Source organism: Cyanobium sp. Cruz-8D1 (assembly GCF_024345975.1).
Classification (GTDB): domain Bacteria; phylum Cyanobacteriota; class Cyanobacteriia; order PCC-6307; family Cyanobiaceae; genus Cyanobium.
This window is the reverse complement of record NZ_JAGQCD010000005.1, coordinates 1-18,620: the sequence shown is the minus strand read 5'-3', so window position 1 is coordinate 18,620 and position 18,620 is coordinate 1. Positions and strand designations below refer to the sequence as shown.

Sequence of the window (18,620 nt, the reverse complement as noted above, 5' to 3'; positions counted from 1 at the left end):
TGAAGTCATTCCCTACGCCTTGACCGCGCGCAATGTCGCAGTCCAAGTGCGCACAACACCCCAGTGCAAGGATGCTGCCTCGCGAAGCTGATCACGGCTGATCTCCCCAGCCTGAAGCTTGCGCCACCAAATAGGATCATAAGTTTGAACAATAGAAATCAATTCAAAATTAATACCAAAAAGCTCAGCGAGTGAAGTATGGGCGACTCCTTGTTCACGCAGGGAACCACAATATTGACTGGATAAAAGCTGTAATGTCTCCGGACAATACGGTCGGACATGTGTTGGGTCTGACCAAAAAGAATCGTGCCTAATCCAGGGCAAGTTGAGAATAACAGTTGCATCAGCAGCACTGACACGGAAGAGTTCACCAAGAATCGATTTCTGCTGGTATATTTCCCTGCCAACTCGTGAAAGATGGTTAACCACAATCTCAGAAAACCGATCAGAATCAAACGGCCACGGGGTTTGCTCAATCGCATGCACAATATCTGGATTGCTGGAAGCGAAGGCATCCACATGCAGGTAGCCATCTCGGCGCTCATCGCCACAGGCCATAAAAAGCTTTTGAGACTGATTCATAACCGGAGCGGGTCCCGTAAACCAGGAAAGAAAGGGGGTCATACAACGATAACTCGGATAAGCCAATGGAAAGCTGGGTGAAACTCAGCTTTGGCCGGGCTGTGGTGACACACTGACGGGGCGAATCACTTGGCAAGGATTACCATAGGCAATCATACCAGCTGGAATATCACGTGAAACCACGCTACCTGCGCCAATTATTGAATTGTCGGCAATCGTAATCCCTGGCAGAATTGTAGAGTTCATGCCAATCCAAACATTTTGACCTATACGGACAGGGCGATTGTCTGACGCTTGAAATCTATAAGGACCGGCAGTAGGATCCATGCCATGGTTCACCCCTGATACACAGACACCTGCAGCGATCATTGAGTAGTCGCCGATGAATAGTCCTGCCCTGAGTTCATAAAAAGCACAATTTGGACCGAAAGAGACCTCATTGCCGATATCAAAATGGCCATATTTACTTCGAAAAGTACACCCCGAATAGATTGTGACATTAGTTCCGATGCTGAACGATGCATGGGGGCCCATGACAAAGCTGCAGAAGGGTTCAATGATGGTGGTCTGTGGAAATTCAATGGTCGCGCCACCAGTCACAACAGTGCTGGGATGGATGCCACGGTAAAGGAGACCGGCTGCTGATCCAGGAGGAAGGGTCGCCGGATGCGGCGGATCCATGGGTCCGTCAGCTATATCAAGGCCAGAACAGACTGGGTTGGGCTGAATCACGATGCCTGGGGATGGATCAATGTCTGCGCAGCGCAGTGGTGCTTCATCCTATGATTACACTAGGACAGCAATGGCATGGTCTCGGTCTTTGGACGCTGTCAAAGCATCCCATTAGCCGCCCGTTGAACCGCCCCTCAAGGCCCTGGCCTCTCATCATGTCTTCACCCATTTCAAGACCAAGCAAGCTTGCCGAAAACCCCTCCCCCAGTATAGGGAGCGGTGCAGACACCCCCTATCTGATCAGTAATTATCTGGTTCGCGATCTGCGGCACGTCATGCTGAAGGTGGCGGCTAACGAAGGTTGGTTTCGCAATCACTGGCTGGGTGTACCGATCTGGCAACTCCCGGATGATCTAATGGGCCTGCAGCAGGCCGTTACAGCTATTCGGCCAGGGCTAATCATCGAGACGGGGACAAAGTACGGCGGCTGTGCCCTTTTCTTTGCCTCCATGCTTTCATTGCTCGGGCTTGAGCAGTCACGCGTCATTACAATTGACATCAGACCGACTGCTGAGGCCGAGGCAGTGCGCCGCGAGCAGGGCCTGGCTCGCTTTGTATCAGAATGGCTTGTTGGCAGCAGCCTTGAACCAGGTGTGCTTGAAACTGTTGCTGCAAATGTTGCAAAAACCAGCGGCCCCGTGCTGGTTTTTCTCGATGACTGGCATGATGGTGATCATGTTTTGGCGGAGATTCGGGCCTACCAGAAGTTTGTCGATAGAGATGGTCTGTTGATTGTTGCCGATACAAGCTTTGCAGATTTGGCTGGTACACCCGTGGCACCTTACCGTTCCCTCGTTGATTCCAATCCACGCACAGCAATCGCCAGTTTCCTTGCTGAGTCTGATGCCTTTGAGCGGTGTGAAACTTACTTGAGTGCCTCTGGTTTGTCTAACTTCGCTGATGGCTACTTACGTCGCAAACCTAATGCCGAGGAGTAAGCTCTCTCGCTTGCCTCAGTCATTGCATTCCAATTGAATTCAGCCAGGATCCTCCGTTGTAACCGCCGCACTCGAGGGTCATTGCGGCCTGCGTCGATGGCGCCTACCACAGCATTGCGCACGGAGCAGGGATCTGCCGGATCGCAATACCAGGCATCAGACCCCACGTAGGCGGACTCGTGGCCAGCAATGCTCACCACAACAGGGGCACCAGCGAGGGCTGCCTCGAGGGTGACGAGGCCACAGGTCTCGCACCAGCTAGGCAGCACGTGGACCGCCGCGGCTGCATAGGCCGAAGCCAGTAGATCAGGTGATAAATGGCCATGGAGATGCAGCCGGCTTCCACCAATCGTCCTGCACAGTTCGGTGTAACCAGGATCCAGATCGTGTCGTCCCGCGAGCACAACCGGCAGATCGGTGTGGCGAAGTGCCTGCAGCAGCATGGCGGAATTCTTCGGTGGTTCAACCCGCCCTGCCTGAAGCACAAACGGACCCCTCAAACCGCTGAGTTTGCGAAAGGGCTCAGGATCTGGATCGCTGAATAACCTCGGATCCACACCGTATGGTGCAATCTGCACCTGGGTGCCTCGCCAGCAAAGGTCACGGCGCACGGCAGCTAGCTCCAGCCAACTGTTGGGGAGGAGTGCATCAACATCCTCAAGCAACCTGGCGATGCGGTTCAACTGTGCTGTTGCCGTTGGACCTGCCTGATCGAAATGGAGGACGTCCCCAGCAAAGTTCACTGCGAGCGTGCGAGCGATGAGCTGCTTCAACAGGCGTTCTCCAATGGTTGGATCCTGCTGGAGCTTCTCCAGCACACCGCGTGCTGCCAATGATCCCCAGCGCGCCTGGGTGAGCGAAATCCAGATCGGGCTGACTACCACAGGCAGGTCAGCCTCGCGGGCGGCCGCCAACTGACCAGCCAGAGCCTGGTCGGTACGTGCGTTGAAGATGTGGACAAGGTCGACCCCGGTGGTATCAGGCTGGTTTGAGCAGGCCACGCGCACCTGATGGTTGCGGCGTCGCAAACCTGCTGCGGTGGCCTCAATCTGCACACCGTCGCCCCCCAACATCTCGCCAGCGAGTCCATGGTTCACCAAAAGAATACGCAGAGACTCTGTCATCGGGTGCCAAAAGTTGGCGCCGGTAGATCATGAACCAGGCGCAAGTCCTGGAACAGAAGAAGATGGTCTCGGCAGCGTTCCATGAGCTGTTGGAGATAGGGCAAAGCCCCCTGAGCGCGCATGATATGCAGGTCAATGCGGTCAATAGGTTCAGGTATTGAAACGATGCTGTCAGCTCCTTGCGTTTCCTTCAAATGCCTGCCGATGTCCATCAGGCATTGCTCCAGTGCCAGCTTTAACATGAATCGACTGTCGAGCCATTCCAGGCTGCGCAGGTTGTAGGTCTGCCTGTACTCATCCAGCCTGAACGGTTCGAAGTGGATATCCCTGACCAGCAGCTGCGGACTGTCCGGCAGGCACGCATAGGCGGTGGCCCAGGTCGAAGGCACCACGTGACCCTGGGCCACCGTGGCAATCAGAACCATTCCGCCGCCGTTGAGGCGCAGTCGGTGGAAGCAATGCACATGGCCAGCCTTGACAAGGCGCCGTCGTGATTTGCTGGTGATGGGAGGGAGGCCGCTGCTACTGGAGGCCGTGTTGTTGAGCATCACCGCTGCGTGGCATCGTCCCATCATCAACCCAACGGGCCGACATGTCACCGATCGCGATCGGGGACCGTTCAGCCGGCTGCTCAGCCTAGGCTCTGTAGACAGGCTGCTTTGGACGATCATCGAGGTCATGCTCACGCTTGTCTGTGCCAGCCAGCAGTATCCGAGTCATTTCTCACGGTCCACCCTGCTGGGCAGAAGTCTGCGCCAGTTTCCACCAGCCCTGCGCCCGCGGTTGTTCCTGGTGGCTGGCAACCGAGGCGAGCACTGCCAAGGTCTCTCTGAGATCTACAACAAAGCCATCGCTGAGTTGCCCCCTGAGGGGATTGTGGCGTTTGTGCATGACGATCTGTTCGTGCACGACTGGTTTCTCCAGTTCCGCTTAGAGCGGGCCCTGCGCCACTTTGATCTGGTGGGACTGGCCGGTGAGGGGGAAGCGGGTGCACAGCAGGGCAACTGGTACTTCGAACGAGGTGAGAATGGCGGCTGGAAGTGGTCCCAGCGGCGGCCCAGCGGGTATCTGAATCACTGGGATCCCAGCCTGGTGGAACCCAGTGCCTATGGACCCACACCGCGACGCTGCATGGTGCTGGATGGGGTGCTTCTAGCCGCCAAAGTTGAGGTTCTACAACGCAGTGGGCTGCGATTTGATCCCCAGTTTCGCTTCCACGCCTACGACATTGACTTCTGCAGGTCGGCCCTGGCGCTCGGCATGCGCCTCGGCACCTGGCCGATCGCCTGCACCCACGGCAGTGCTGGATCCCACGAGGGTGCCTGGGAGGAGGCTGTATCACGCTTTCATGGCAAATGGTCTGGCAAACCCTGGCCCGCTGCACCAGCCGATCACATGTCAATCGGACTGGAGTAGAGTCGTGCCAATAGTTTTGAGCCCGACAGATCGAACTGCAGCGGCTGACTGATGAGCTGACCCTTAAGCGGGATGGCAGACGGGTGAGCCTGGAGGGTGTGCTCACAGGTGGCGCCCTTGGCCTGGTGCTGCTGTATCTGTTTCAGGAGGCAGCACAGGCAGCTGGAGAAAGACTGCCGCGTGGACCGGTGTTCTTGAAGGGCCCTGTTGAATTCGGCCCATTCAGCGGCGGGGGCGGAAGCATCAACATCCGTCCGCTGGAACAGGGTGAACCGGACCTGCCCAGTCGTCGGATCGATGGCAGCATCGGCCAGGGGTCACAACAACAGGGTGGCGGCCTGAGAGGCCAGGGTGGACAGGGTGGGCTCCAGAGCGAAAGCCGCCGCGATGAACAGGACAGCGACACAGGAGTCCCCGAGTCCCAGGTACCTCAACCGTCATCATCGTCATCATCATCATCATCACCGTCGCCATCGCCTTCGCCATCGCCATCGCCTGAACCACCGCCTGAACCACCCCCAGAACCACCCCCAGAACCACCGCCTGGACCCGACCCCTCTCCACTGCCCCAGCTGGTGCTGGTGATCGTTCAGGGGGAATCGGGAAGCACTGCCCGCTCTATTGCTGGCGACGCCAGATCAATCACAGCGGCACGGCAAGTGGGCATTGAGAGATCACTTCTGAATTACACCGGGAAGGTTCAGACATCCCAGGAAGTGATTACTAATCGGTTCGTGCCTAGCTCAGCCACTTCGCTGTTTAACGACGCATCTCTCGAGCTAGATCTTGATCATATTGCACTCTTAAACGTTCAAATCCTTTCTGGGGATAGGACTGATTTGTTGGTGTTCCGCGTTGATGAGCTGCTGCCACTGGCCCTTATGGCGGCCGGCAAGACGGACGCCAATGTACGGTCGCGCAGCGCGGCGGCCGATAACTCAAGCATTCATACAGCCGCTGGCGATGACCTGTTGGCGCTTGAGGCACTCACAAATCTACGTTTTTATGGCGTGGGAGAAAGCACAGATACCGACCTTGTCTTCAATCTATTGACTCAGGGAATGAAGGATAGCTTTGCCATGCTAGGCCCTGGAATTAATACGGTAACAATTAATTCCGGTTTTTACAAAAGCAATCAGGGGGCAACACTCGGAGACGCCTGGGACATTGGCCTTGACTTTGATTTCAGCAAGTCAGCAGTACTCCAGAACGATGCCGACTGGTCATTTGAACTGAATGCACGAGCAGTGGGCATCGAAGCCAGTGAGCTTGTATTCGGTGATGGTAGTGATGACCTAACGATCTTTACCCGTATCGACGAGAATCTTGCTAATCAACTTGGCAGTCGCTATCTAAGCAAAACAACAAAGATACAGCTTGAGCGCATTGGGATGCTCGACTCAAGCATCTCAATGGGATCAGGAAACGACCGGGTCCGCATTAATGGATCTATTCTGAATTCAGCGATTGATCTCGGTGAAGGTAACAACACCTTGTACCTGGAGGAATCACTTGGAGAGGGCAGCAGCATCTCTATGGGCAATGGCGCGAACAACATCATCATCAACAGCATGCTTGGTGGGGTGGTCAATGGTGGCAGCGGTGATGAAGTGTTTAAGTTTGAAGATCAGGTGCTTGCGGGGGAATTAGATGGTGGGGCTGGTTTTGATGTGCTTGAAGGTGGAGTATTACCGGTAGGCCAACGAGATGTGGTAACACTGAATGGCAAGGATCAGGGATTCTTTAACGGATTGCGCTTTTATAACATCGAAGAACTGAGCACTGGTTCCGGAGATGATGTTGTGATTATGAATTTTAATGCTTCCATCACGGGTCGATTGTTGGGCGGAGACGGCCTGGATCGACTGGAGTTCCTGAGCTGGGAGTTGCCGGTTTTCGTAGATCTGGACCTGGGCAAGGCCTCATCCATTTATGGCGGCCTATCGGGTGGCATATCTGGCTTTGAGGCGGCGACAGGCGGGCAGGGAGATGATGTATTGGCAGCATCTGGTTATTTTCGAAGTCTCTTTGGTGGTGGTGGCTCGGATACCTTCTTTTTGAGGTGGAGTCCATGGGAATCGGAGGCGTCCACGGGTCTGCAGGTGGGCTTGAATCCCCTGAGCGATCGCGTGGTGTTGTCCGGCATTGAGGCCCAAGTGCCAGGGGGTTGGGATGGGCGTTACGGATTGCCCGTGATTGAGGGGCTGGATCTGGCAGACGCCCGCGGGGTATCTGACCAGTTGTTGTGGGAGAGGCAGTCAGGTGTACTGCGTCTGACACCCACTGGGGCCGAGGGTATCGGTGATGCCAAGCTCTTACCCATTGCCCCACTGGAGCAGTTGCTGAGTGGTATGAGCAGCCATCCCGGATCGTCGCAACTGGCGGTGAATACCTCTCCGCTGCTGACGTCGGGGCAGAATTCTGCCGAGTTGATTTTGCTTGGCGCATCGGGCCAGGACGCGTTCCGCGTTATCGCCCAGTTACCAGGCGCAACGCTCGGGATTCATACGCCCAGTAGAGCTTGAATCAGCGAATTGTGCGACTGGATTCAAAGAAGCGGTTGAAGCGATCGGTGATGAGCGAAAGGGCGGGCCGCGAATTGAGATTGATTAAACCGGTGATACTCATGCCCGGTCGCAGGCTGTAGTTGACACCCCTGCGGCTCAGTTGCTGCTTGTTGAGCTTTACACTAACACTGAAGTGCTCAGTTGGATTCTTTTCATCCGGCGGCAAGGCGTCATCGCTGATACTGGTAATAAATCCTGTGATGGATCCATATTCAGTGGAGGGGAAAGAGTCGATACGAATATCAACTTTCATGCCCTTGCGTAAGAAACCAACATCGCGATTACTGACATCCAGATGGGCTTCCAGAGGAGAGTTGGGAAGAATTCGGAGGACAGGTTCTGCAGGGCTGGAGAGTTCTCCGACCTTAGCTTTAACATCTATAACCTTGCCAGAAATTGGAGCCCGCAACAGTTGGAAGCTGGCGCGTTGCTGCTGGTCGCTGAGCTTGCTGTTCACCTCAATGAGCTGCTGCCTGGCATTGTTGAACCGCGTGAAGACCTGGCGGCGTTCAGCGGCGGGAATCTGCAATGATTTAAGCCTGGCTTCCTCAACGCGCTGTACCGAAGATTTCCATTCGTTCTCCGTGCGTTTCATCGAGGTGATGATCTGTTGCTGACGTTCGAGCTGGCGATCCAGATCAAGCTGAGCCATCGCCCCTTGGGACACGAGCGAGCGCATACGAGCACTGATGTTTTCGTTCGTGCTGAGCTGGGCGCGCAACCCCTGCAGATCAATCCATTGCTGGCCGGACTGGAACTTGGTGCGAGCAAGTTCCCGTTGGGAAGCCTCTACGCGAAGCTGTAATTCCAGTTCATCAGCCATAAGCTGGGCGAGAGCATCCGGCTCGGTGGGCAGAGGTCCGATATTGAGTTGGCGAGCCAGCACCCGCACTTCCGAAGTCCAGAACGCCTGGATGCGTTTGAGATTGTTGAGGATGGTCGGACCTGAATCATCGCGCAGGCGCACGAGGACCTGTCCGCGTTGCACTTGCTGGCCGTTCTTCACCAGCACCTGCTGAACAAGTCCATTCAAAGGTGGTGCCAATTCAGACACACCACCAATGGGTCGCAGCGTTCCCGGTGAGGCGACAGACGATTCGATCTGAGCCACCAGGCCATAGATGGTGCCGCCGGTGGTAATGAAAATCAAGCTCCAGACGATGGCACGACTCCAGACGCGGGTGGAGCGCGGCAGGGTGACGCGTCGCCGCCCGAGTGGATTAGGCGGCGGCGTTTCATCGCCAGGGACATCGCCACCGGGGACATCGCCACCGGGGGGGCCGCCACCGGGGGGCTGACCAAGCTCAGGTAACGGCGAGTTCGGTTCCGGAATGAAATCAACCGGATTCCGCCCTGCAGCAAGTGTCTCTGCCGCCAGCGGCGGCGGCGGGGGAGTCTGGCCACCCCGCCGGAAGGGGTTACGGGGCCGTGAAGAACTGCGGAAGCGGGGCATGGGGTGGGGGCTCTCGCTCAGGCGGTGCCGATACCGCGATTCGGCGATCGCATGACAGGGGTGCTGCTGCGCGAGCCGGAAGAGGACGACGAAGATCCGGAACCGGAGGACGATGAGGAGCTGCCGCCAGAGCGGCCTTGCTGGCGAAAGAGCACGGAATAGGGCCCATTGGAAGCCATCAATTCACGATGGCTCCCGGTTTCAAGCACGGTTCCCTGTCCCATGCAGATGATCAGGTCGGCATTGGTGATCGAGCTGAGCCGGTGGGTAATGAACAGCACGGTGGAGCCTCGCAGCGATTCCATGAGGTTTTCACTGACAACACGTTCTGTTTGGTAATCGAGCGCCGAGGTGGCCTCATCCATGATCAGCATGTTGGGGCGCTGCAGGATGGTGCGGGCGATAGCAATCCGCTGGCGTTGGCCGCCGGAAAGGCCTGAACCCCTCTCCCCAACCTGGGTGGCGTAGCCAGCAGGCAGATCCATGATGAAATCATGGGCAGCGGCAACGGTGGCGGCCTGGATGATCTCTTCTGTGGTGGCGTCTGGATTGGTGAGGGCGATGTTTTCTTCAACCGAGCCATCAAACAACACAGTGTCTTGAGGCACAATCCCTAATTGCCTGCGAAGCGAATAAAGCTCCACCTTGGAAATATCAATGCCATCGACAAGCACGCGCCCGGTTTCCGGGGGATAGAGACGGGCCACAAGTTTTGTGAGCGTGCTTTTACCAGACCCGCTCGTTCCGACAAGGGCAACGAAACTACCTACTGGAATGTGAAGATTGACGCCACGCAGCTGCAGAGGAGAGGAAGGCTTATAACGGAATTCAATATTCTGGAAATCAATCTCCCCCTTGATGGCTGGCATCACCATGCGCTTATAGTTATCTTCGTCGGCCTCCTGAGGGGTATCGATCACATCACTGAGCCGCTCAAGAGAAAGGGAAACCTCTTGAACACTCTGCCAGATTGAAGTCATACGCAGGAGCGGACCAGTAACGTTTCCCGAGATGATACGGAAAGCGATTAATTCACCCAGGGTCAGCTGGTTAGCCAAAACCAGATAAGCACCACCCCAGATCACAAGCAAACTCGAGAGTGTATTGAGAAAGTTGCTAATATTGCCCGCTATTGTACTTGTTAGGGTATTGTCAAAACCTTCAGCTACAAAATCAGTATAAAGCTCCTGCCAGCGCCAGCGCGTCCGCAGCTCGATATTCTGCGCTTTAACAGTCATCATGCTATTCAGCACTTCGACAAGGTGCGATTGTGTGCGGGCATTGGCTATGGCCCTTTGCTGGATCTGCTGACGGATGATCGGAGAGACAAACAGTACCAGCACCACCAAAATGGGGATGACGGCCAGAGTGAGCAAGGTGAGCTGCCAGCTGTAGATCACCATCACCACGAGATAGAGCATCGCGAAGCTCGCATCAAGAATGGTGGTGAGTGCCGTTCCGGTCAGGAAACCGCGAACTTTTTCAAGTTCAGCAATGCGGCTGCTGACTTCGCCCACCGGTCTTCGATCGAAGTAGCTGATCGGTAGGCGCAGAAGATGGTCGATGACCGCTGTACCCAGCGACAGATCGATACGATTGGTGGTGTCGACAAACAGAAAGGTGCGCAGGGTGAGCAACAGGCCTTCGAACAGCGCGAAAAGCACCAGCATCGTGCCGAGCAAACCGAGGGCGTCTGGGCTGGAGTTGATGATCGCCTTGTCGATCACCTGCTGAATCAGCAGTGGGTTGACGAGGCCGAACAACTGGGCGAAGAAGCTGGCCAGCAGCACCTCAATCAGCACCGTACGATGACGGCGGATTGCGGGGAGGAACCAGCTGAAGCCAAACTTGCGGGTGGGTGTGAGGCTGTTAGCGGCAAGCGTGAGCACCTCACCTTCATCACCCCAGAGTTCACGGAAGTTTTCGAAGGAGATTTCGCGGTTGCCGGCGCCACCCGACGGCACACCGAGCACCAGCGCGGTGGCACTGACGCGATAAATCACAGCCAGGCCCTGACCCCAACGCACCAGCAAAGGTGTCTCCAGCCGGAGGATGGAGTCGACCTGGATATTGAGCAGCTGGGTCTGCAGGCCGATCGATTCGGCGACGGCGCCCGAGAGTGCCAAGGAGATGCCTTCCTTGCGACTGGCATGGTCGGTGAACACCCGGCGGAACAGTTCGCGGCGGAAGGGCAGGTTGAGGTGATCGCAGATCATGCGGAACGCGGCAATCGCCGAATCCACCGGCTTGTCACCGCGGAAGTAGGGAAAGGCTGCGGGTGGGCGGTCGTCAGACGCTTCGTCAGGGATCTCCACCTCGACCAGGGCCTGGCCGGGAGGGATGGCATCTGGATCAAAGCTTTCCTGTTGCAGCTGCCAGGTCTGGAGCAGCTGGTGCTGCCAGTCGGACGCGGGCGCGCCGGAAGCTGGAGCAGTGGCGTCTGATGCAGGCGCGGGCGGGCTGAGGATGGCCTGGAGCGCCAGGTTGTCGACCGCCAGCAAGCGCACCGGAGCGTTGGCATCACCCTCAACGAGTTCGTTGCCGCGGATCGCTCTGCCCAGAGCCAGCGGGCCAGCCGCCACCAGCCAGAGTCGGTTGGGATCGCGGGGCAGGTCGCCGAGGCTGGCCTGGGTCACCGTGACGGCTGGGGTGTTGTCGGCCAGTTCAACAGCGGCGCGGATCAGTTCATCGGTCAACAGGCGGGGGTAGTCGTTGAGGTAGCGGTCGAGGACGGCGAACAGCTCGGCTGGGTTGACACTGCCGCGCACGCGGGTGGCCAGAGCCGGGAAGCGCTGCAGCCCTTCATTGAAGGTGTCGTAGGGAACGGCCAGGAGCACCGTGTTGGTGGAGGCGAGCAGCGTTTCCCAGTTGCGATCGCAGCTGAGGGCGCTCCAGGCGAGCACAGCTCCCACCTCATGGCGTTGGAGAGTGGCAACACGACGGGCAAAACGATCGGCCATGACAACGGAGCGCACCGTGCCCTGGAGCAGGAAGAACACCTGACCGGTGGTGCGATCGGGCCGAGCGATCGGCTGGCCGAAGGCATAACGAATGAGCTGCGCCCGGGAGGCCAGCAGGGCGATCAGTTCGTCGGGCTGGTCGGATAGGAAGGGAAAGGAGCGCAGCAGCGCCTGGAGTTGGGCAGCATCAGCCATGGATGATCAACCCGACTGGCCAGCTGGCAGGGCAGCTGGCTCGCCCACTTCCGTGTGGCTGATGTCAACGGTCTGACCGATGCCGGCACTGTTGCCAGGGTCAGGGACCTGTGCCGAAGCGTGAGTGTCGAGGGCCGCGATGAGGTCCTGCTCGGCGAGAAAAGCGGCCAGGTCGGCCTCGAACAACTCCGTGGTGAGCTGCTGGCGTGTGGCTTCGTTGAGGCACGCGGGTTCGCGGTGTTCCATGCGCAGGATCAAGACCCAGTCGTCAATACGCAGCGGGGGAGCGATATCACCAACCGCCAGAGGGATGAGAGCCTGTCGTATGGAGGGGTGGGGCTGGCCAATCGGCATCGGGCCGACGAGCCCATGGGTGTAGCGCTCATCCCCAAGGGAGTAGGCGCAGGCCAATTGGGTGAAATCGGCGGAGTCGTCAATGAGGCGCAGATAAAGCTCTTCGGCGGCTCCCTGATTACGCACGCGAATCATGCCGTACACGACCCGTTCCAACTCGGCGCGACGTTCAAGGAAGTAGGCGTCGATGCGATGGCTGTAGGTGAGATCCATGTATTTCTGCAGGCGCAGCTCCTGCCAGCGCTGCAGCAGTACCGCTTGCTGCGGGGCAGGCACCAGGGAGAGCCAATCGCCATGCAGATTCAAAGGCGGATCAACCTCGAGCCCCTCCCAGAGCCGCCCAATCACGGCAGGGTGTTCATCGTCGGAGAAGGCGACCCCGCTCACGGTGGCGGCAAGGGCCGCTTCCCTGGCCATGCGCTGAAGAAGGCCCTCCTGCTGCAAAAAGAGAGGGAAAGGAAGACCCGCCGCCGAGCCTACGGATTCTGTGAGCCGGGAGTGAAACACTGCCCCATCGGCGCGGAATGCGGGATCGATGAGATCGTGCATGAAAAGTTACAAGCGAACGCTGGCGCTGGCACTGGAGTCTTCCGAGCGAGCATTAGCGAGCTGCTGAGAGGTGGCGCTGCCGCCGATCTGAAGCGTACCAGCGGCAAGGATGGACTGGGACTCAATGCCGACGACCTGGTCCACCAGGTTGGCGATGCTGACACCGTTGACGCTGACCGCCTGGGCAAAGGAGCGTTGACTGGCGGCAATGGCGATGCGACCGGACTGGTCGAAGTCGATCGAGACGGGGGTAGCTGAATTGGAGCCGAACAGGCCAATGCCGCTGGTTACCGCACCGGCGCTGGCGTTGGCAGCGGTGCTGGTGGCAGTGAGGTTGACCACACCGGTGGTGCTGACGGTGAGGGTGTTGGTGCCGGCACCGAAGGCGAGGGCGGTGTCCTGGATACCAATGAGCAGGGCGGGGGCGGTGCGGTCTGCGCCGTCGGCCAGGAAGGCCTCGGCAGCACCGGCGACACCGAAGGCGCTGATACGGGCGCTGGTGACGGCGGTGGCGGTGAGGTCGCCGCCGGCTGCACCGGGCTGGAGGAGGGGGTAATCGCTGCCGTTTGCCGTGCCGAAGATGCCAATGGCGTCTCCAGCGAGGTTGGCACGGGCGATGCCGTTGGCAGCACTGGTGGCGGATACGAGGATCGGCGCCGCCAGGCTGCCGAGGTCGGCGCTAGCAGAAATCGACCCAACGCCGCCGATGGTGGTGGAGGCGCCGGCGTTGGCCAGGGAGATGGCGGTGGCGTTGAGGATCGCCAGGGCATCGCTGTTGCCCACCACGGTGCTGGCGGTGGTGCCACTGCCGATACGGGCGGCGGCGGTGATGGTTCCGTCAGCGGCGATGGTGGTGGTGTCGGCCGCTCCGCGACTGCGGATACCGATCACATCCACCAGGGTGTTGGCGAGGGCGAAGTCGCTGTTGGCGGAGCTGCCGGTGGTGGTGGCGGCCACCTGAGCATCGGCGGCAGCGGTGGCGCGCACGCTGCCGTCGGCGGCAGCGGCGATCATCACCCCATCAATACCGGTGACGTTGGCGGCGGCACCGGCGCTGGCGGGGGAGGCCACATTGATGGCCCGGCTGTCGAGATTGGCGGCGGCAGCTGCGATCACCGTGGCATCGGCGCCAGAACTGATGCTGTGCCCGGCACTGTGGTTGCCGCTGATGCCAAGCACCTGGGCCCGCTCGAGGCTGGGATCGAGCCGGGCAGCTGAGCCGATATTGGTGGTACTGGGCCGGCCACCGGCGAAGGCGGAGGCCGTGGCGATCTGGCTGAAGCTGATGTTGGCCGTGGCCCCGTCAGCGAGGTTAACGACAGGGGCAAAGGGATCGGCGGCGGAGCTGAGCTGGAAGCGCTCGCCGTCGATCAGGCCGCTGGGCAGGCTGTTGCTGCTGGTGAGCGGCACCGCCGTGCCACCGGCGGTTTCCGCAATCTGGAAGGTGCCACCTGATGCGCCAGTGACGAAATAGGTGCGGCCAAGGGTGATGCCGTTAACGCTGAGGGTGACGCTCTCGTCAACGAGGTTGGCGGCGGCGGCGTCATTGAGGCGGAACACCACCGTCATGCCGTTGGTGTAGCTGACACCGTTAGGCATGGTGATGGTGTTGCCGCTGCCGATGGCCCCGAAGGCCAGATCGCGCACCCAGTAGTTGGTGTCGGGGATGAGGTCGGCCGTCTGGGGAGTGGCACCGGAGAGCTGCACCAGATCGCCCTGGACCAGACCGCTGTTGGGTGCGAAGAAGGTTTCCTGGCCAGAATCACCGTTGGCCTGGATGAAATCGAGGCGGCGACTGCCGTCCACCGTGCGGGCCAGGGCCGTGAGCTCGAGATCAGCACTGGCGTTGAGATTGAGATCCGCACCGGCCGACTGGTTGGCCTGGCGCAGGCCGATCACCTGGGAGGTGGTATCGGCCAGGGTGGCAGCGCTGGCGTTGGTGGAGGTGGCAGCGCCGGCACCAGCACCGCTGAGGGCGCGGGCACTGCCAGCGGTGCTCAGGGCTTGGCCATTGAGGCTGAGGGTGGCACTGGTAATGGCGTTGAGGTTGTCGCCGGCAGTTACGGGGGAACTGCTGATGCCGAGCACACGGGCACTGGCCTCAGTGAGACTGGAGCCATTGGTAGTGCTGGCCACCAGGCTGGCGCTTTCACTGGCACTGGCACGCAAGTCGGTGTTGCTGGCAGCGGTGATGACAGAGGCGTCAATCGCCGTCACCTGGCTCCAGGCGGGGGAGTCGCTGCCGATGGCACCGCGTTGCCCGCCAAGACGGTTGAGGCCGGCAACGGCCTCGCCTGTGACGCTGGTGGCACGAACATCGAGCAGCTGGCTGGCAGAGGCGTCAAGGCTGAGCTCAGCGCCGCTGCTGACGCCGGCTCCGGCAAGCAGGCTGCGGTTGAGATCCACCGCTGTGGCCATGGCGGAGGCATCGGCCATGGCCGCACCGGGCCTGAAGGCATCGGCAGCCGGGATGGTGATCGTGGAGCCGGCGGCACCGAAGAAGGTGACGCGATCAGAAACGGTGGAGGCGTAATCGCGCAGGCGCAGGGTGCGCAGGCCGGGGTTGACGTCGGAGACGTAGTAGCGACGTCCTGCCACCACACCACCTTCGCCACTGCTGTTCTGGCCCGAGGAGGTGTTGAACACCACCAGGTCGCCATCAAGGAAGGGGAAGGGGGCGCCGGCAGCACCAGCCACCACCACGTCCTTGCTTTCGGCGGGGGTTGCCGGAATCGAGACGGACAGGCGCGGCAGGCTCTGGCCGCCGACGCTGGTTGCTAGCACACTGTTGGTGCCGCTGGCGCTGGCGGTGATGCGGGCATCGTCGCCGGCGCTCACGAAGTTGGCGCTGCCGCCGAGCGCTGTGTCGGCGAGGCCGGCGACGCTGGAGCGCAGGTTGGCAACGCTCAGGCCGGACACATTGCGGGCAATGCTGAACTGATTGCTGTCGGCGGCAGCATCGAGGCTGAGGGAGGCGGCTGCGCTCACATTGGCGTCGATGCCACCGGCCACATCCATGGCGGAGTCGGCCTGCACCACGGTGGCGGCACTGCCAGCATTGGCGCCACCGGCGACGCGGCCAGTGAGCTGCAGGGAGACGCTGCCGGCGGCACTGAAGTCGCTGCGATCGGCGCCGAAACCGAAGGCACCGGTGACAGCTTCAGCGCGCTCGGCAACGCTGGTGGCGAGGGTACCGGCCTGCTGGTTGGCGGAAGCGACACCACTGAGATCGGCGCCGGCCGTGAAGCGGCTCTGCAGAGCACCGGCTACCTGGGTGCCATCGGCCAGGGCGCTGGACTGGAAGGGGGTGGAGGTGGCGATCGCCTCGGTGCGGGCGTTGGCGCCGGAGTCGATGCTGAGGTCGCCACCACTGAGCACCGTGCCGCCGCTGGTACCGATCACCCGGTTCTGGGTGGTGGCGGTGGGATCCACCAGCAGCAGGTTGAAGGCTGCGGGGGAGATGAAGCCCACACTGGCGGACTGGAAGTTAGTGGCGTTGATGTTCAGCAGATCGCTGCTGAACGTGGCGCTGCCGGGGGCATCGGTGTAGCTGAGGATGTCGCTGCCGAAACGACCAGCCTGGGTGAGCAGGGCAAACTGGCCGAAGGTGAGATTGAGCTCAATCTCGTTGGTGCCAGCTCCACCGTTGTAGGTGACATTGAAGGGAGTGCCCTTGTTGACGGTGGCAGTGGAGACGTAATCGTTTCCATTGCCCAAGTCGACATAACCGATATTGCTCAGGGCAGTGCCAGAAAGAGTCCAGGTGTCATCGCCATTAGAAGCTTCAAGGGTGCGGTAGTCGCTGCCATTGGCATCTCCACCGGAGAGCACGTTGATGCCCTGAGCACCAGGGTCCCAATCGCCAGCTGGCCCAGTAGTAGTGGCGCCAGCATCGATCAGCTTGAATTCGTTGCGGGCAGCTGCATTAGGGAGATATTCATTTCCTGGCGTGAGGTTCTGCGCATTGACGTAGAAAATGTTATAACCAGAACCAGCATCAACTTTGTTATCGCCATTCGCGCCGGGAATGATGATGTCATTGCCTTCACCACCGAAGATGGTGTTTGAACCACCCACACCAGCGATGGTGTCATCACCGCCGTTGCCCACCAGGAAGTTGTTGGCGCTGGAGCCCACGATCGTGTCGCTGCCGTTGCCACCGATGACACCTTCGAAGTTCTGAACAAACCCATCCTTGCCAGCATCGGCGGCAGAGGACAAACCACTACCGATTCCTTGGGCGTTCTGGAATTGCGAAACCGTGAAGGTGATGCTGGGAGTGAGTGCAACTGAATAGCCACTGCTGTTGCTAGTGAGGCTGACCAGTACTGGGTTGGCTTCGCCGAAGCCGGAATAATCGAGGATGTCGAGGCCACCACCAGCGGCGTTGATCGTGGTGCCGAAGCTTGAGTTGCTGGGGCCAGCAAACACCACTCGGTCGTCGCCTTCGCTGAGGCGCAGGCCGTCGTTGATCTCGCTGAACTGATCGGTGAACAGCAGGGTTCCCGTGCTGGTGGTCAGGCGCTGGTCAAAGTCACCATCGGCGGTGGAAGCCTCTGAAATGGAGTTGTAGCTTTGAACGGTGCCGGCCTCAGTACCGGAGAACTGAACCAGCAGCTGGGCATTCAGCCTTTCGTAGGTGAGGTAGTCACTGCCGCCGCCGCCGATAATTGTGTCGTCACCGGTGCTGCCAAAGATCGTGTCGTCGCCGGTGCCAGCAAGCACAGAATCGTTGCCCGTGCCGGTGAAGATCAGATCGTTTCCAATGCCGGAACTGATGGTGTTGTTGCCTGCGTAGACATCGATCGTGTCGTTGCCACCACCGGAGACGATGGAATCGTTACCGCTGCTGGTGGATACGATCGAATCATTGCCAGTGTTGCCACTTGCAGCGCTCGTTTGGATTGTGTTATTACCAAATCCTGCTACGGAGATTGTGTTATTGCCGCCCTGAACCTCAATGAAGTTATTGCCATCGCTACTAACAATTGAATCGTTACCGAGGCCGCTGTAGACAGTGTCATCACCCGTGCCTGCATCTACAACATAGCTGTAAGTTGCCGAAGCAGAAATCGACACCAAATCAGAACCAGCTCCGGCCAGAACCAGGCTGACTGGAGCGCTGTTCTGGATCGAAATCGTGTCATTACCAGCACCGGCATCGATGGTGTTGGTAGTGCCGCCGGTGACACTGAACGAATCATCACCATCCTCGCCCTGAGCCAGGGAGACATTGCCGCCACTAATGCTGATCGTGTCGCTTTCAGTGCCGGCTGAAATGGTGCCGATGCTGCCACCAGAAATGACGATCGAGTCAGCTTCTGTACCGGCGTTGATCGAATCAATCGTGCCGCCTGAGACGACGATTGAATCGTTATCAGCACCAGCATCAATCGTGTCGATGTTGGCTGTGTTGCTAATGCTGATGAAGTCAGTGCCGGCCTCGCCCTGAGCCAGGGAGACATTGCCGCCACTAATGCTGATCGTGTCGTTTTCAGTGCCAGCTGAAATGGTGCCGATGCTGCCACCAGAAATGACGATCGAGTCAGCTTCTGTACCAGCGTTGATCGAATCAATCGTTCCACCAGAGACGACGATTGAATCGTTATCGGCGCCAGCATCGATCGTGTCGATGTTGGCTGTGTTGCTAATGCTGATGAAGTCAGTGCCGGCCTCGCCCTGAGCCAGGGAGACATTGCCGCCACTAATGCTGATCGTGTCGTTTTCAGTGCCAGCTGAAATGGTGCCGA

General features: G+C 59.1%; 11 protein-coding genes. 3 read left to right on the top strand and 8 right to left on the bottom strand.

Annotated elements, in window-relative coordinates:
• Nucleotides 1–12: 12 nt before the first annotated feature.
• Nucleotides 13–624, bottom strand: a complete 612-nt coding sequence (locus KBZ33_RS04625; protein ID WP_255011567.1) for a hypothetical protein — start codon at nt 622–624, stop codon at nt 13–15.
• A 42-nt stretch (nt 625–666) separates the two neighbouring features.
• Nucleotides 667–1,263, bottom strand: a complete 597-nt coding sequence (locus tag KBZ33_RS04620) for a DapH/DapD/GlmU-related protein (RefSeq protein WP_254950667.1) — start codon at nt 1,261–1,263, stop codon at nt 667–669.
• Between the two features lie 206 nt (nt 1,264–1,469).
• On the opposite strand from KBZ33_RS04620, the gene KBZ33_RS04615 reads away from it, so the two are divergent.
• The gene (locus KBZ33_RS04615; protein ID WP_254950665.1) at nt 1,470–2,252 is read left to right on the top strand and encodes a CmcI family methyltransferase; all 783 of its coding nucleotides are present in this window, start codon (nt 1,470–1,472) and stop codon (nt 2,250–2,252) included.
• On the opposite strand, the gene KBZ33_RS04610 is transcribed toward KBZ33_RS04615, so the two are convergent.
• Together KBZ33_RS04610 and KBZ33_RS04605 are read right to left on the bottom strand one after the other, a co-directional pair.
• Complete coding sequence (locus KBZ33_RS04610) at nt 2,219–3,376, bottom strand: glycosyltransferase family 4 protein (protein WP_254950662.1); 1,158 nt, start codon at nt 3,374–3,376, stop codon at nt 2,219–2,221. The two genes, KBZ33_RS04615 and KBZ33_RS04610, sit on opposite strands and share 34 nt — an antisense overlap.
• The gene (locus KBZ33_RS04605; RefSeq protein ID WP_254950660.1) at nt 3,373–3,924 is read right to left on the bottom strand and encodes a hypothetical protein; all 552 of its coding nucleotides are present in this window, start codon (nt 3,922–3,924) and stop codon (nt 3,373–3,375) included. Before KBZ33_RS04605 ends, KBZ33_RS04610 begins: the two co-directional genes overlap by 4 nt.
• Nucleotides 3,925–4,054: 130 nt before the next feature.
• Here KBZ33_RS04605 and KBZ33_RS04600 point away from each other — a divergent pair, with 130 nt between their 5' ends.
• Together KBZ33_RS04600 and KBZ33_RS04595 are read left to right on the top strand one after the other, a co-directional pair.
• Entirely contained in the window at nt 4,055–4,792 is a 738-nt protein-coding gene (locus KBZ33_RS04600; RefSeq protein WP_254950658.1) for a glycosyltransferase family protein, read from the top strand.
• Between the two features lie 575 nt (nt 4,793–5,367).
• Nucleotides 5,368–7,317 carry a hypothetical protein gene (locus KBZ33_RS04595; RefSeq protein ID WP_254950656.1) on the top strand — a complete coding sequence of 650 codons (1,950 nt, stop codon included), beginning with the start codon at nt 5,368–5,370 and terminating at the stop codon, nt 7,315–7,317.
• Between the two features lies 1 nt (nt 7,318).
• Here KBZ33_RS04595 and KBZ33_RS04590 read toward each other — a convergent pair whose 3' ends face one another.
• From KBZ33_RS04590 to KBZ33_RS04575, 4 genes are all read right to left on the bottom strand, one after another.
• The gene (locus KBZ33_RS04590; protein WP_396107947.1) at nt 7,319–8,812 is read right to left on the bottom strand and encodes an HlyD family secretion protein; all 1,494 of its coding nucleotides are present in this window, start codon (nt 8,810–8,812) and stop codon (nt 7,319–7,321) included.
• A 17-nt stretch (nt 8,813–8,829) separates the two neighbouring features.
• Nucleotides 8,830–11,967, bottom strand: a complete 3,138-nt coding sequence (locus KBZ33_RS04585) for a peptidase domain-containing ABC transporter (protein ID WP_254950654.1) — start codon at nt 11,965–11,967, stop codon at nt 8,830–8,832.
• Between the two features lie 6 nt (nt 11,968–11,973).
• Complete coding sequence (locus KBZ33_RS04580) at nt 11,974–12,870, bottom strand: hypothetical protein (RefSeq protein WP_254950652.1); 897 nt, start codon at nt 12,868–12,870, stop codon at nt 11,974–11,976.
• 6 nt (nt 12,871–12,876) lie between these two features.
• Nucleotides 12,877–18,620 (bottom strand): hypothetical protein (locus KBZ33_RS04575; RefSeq protein ID WP_255011566.1); only part of this gene is annotated, 5,744 nt, incomplete at its 5' end.

What these genes read in the sequence shown, in the direction of transcription:
- KBZ33_RS04625 (WP_255011567.1), bottom strand. Translation starts at nt 624, where the DNA reads ATGACCCCCTTTCTTTCCTGGTTTACGGGACCCGCTCCGGTTATGAAT.
- KBZ33_RS04620 (WP_254950667.1), bottom strand. Translation starts at nt 1,263, where the DNA reads ATGGATCCGCCGCATCCGGCGACCCTTCCTCCTGGATCAGCAGCCGGT.
- KBZ33_RS04615 (WP_254950665.1), top strand. Translation starts at nt 1,470, where the DNA reads ATGTCTTCACCCATTTCAAGACCAAGCAAGCTTGCCGAAAACCCCTCC.
- KBZ33_RS04610 (WP_254950662.1), bottom strand. Translation starts at nt 3,376, where the DNA reads ATGACAGAGTCTCTGCGTATTCTTTTGGTGAACCATGGACTCGCTGGC.
- KBZ33_RS04605 (WP_254950660.1), bottom strand. Translation starts at nt 3,924, where the DNA reads ATGCTCAACAACACGGCCTCCAGTAGCAGCGGCCTCCCTCCCATCACC.
- KBZ33_RS04600 (WP_254950658.1), top strand. Translation starts at nt 4,055, where the DNA reads ATGCTCACGCTTGTCTGTGCCAGCCAGCAGTATCCGAGTCATTTCTCA.
- KBZ33_RS04590 (WP_396107947.1), bottom strand. Translation starts at nt 8,812, where the DNA reads ATGCCCCGCTTCCGCAGTTCTTCACGGCCCCGTAACCCCTTCCGGCGG.
- KBZ33_RS04585 (WP_254950654.1), bottom strand. Translation starts at nt 11,967, where the DNA reads ATGGCTGATGCTGCCCAACTCCAGGCGCTGCTGCGCTCCTTTCCCTTC.
- KBZ33_RS04580 (WP_254950652.1), bottom strand. Translation starts at nt 12,870, where the DNA reads ATGCACGATCTCATCGATCCCGCATTCCGCGCCGATGGGGCAGTGTTT.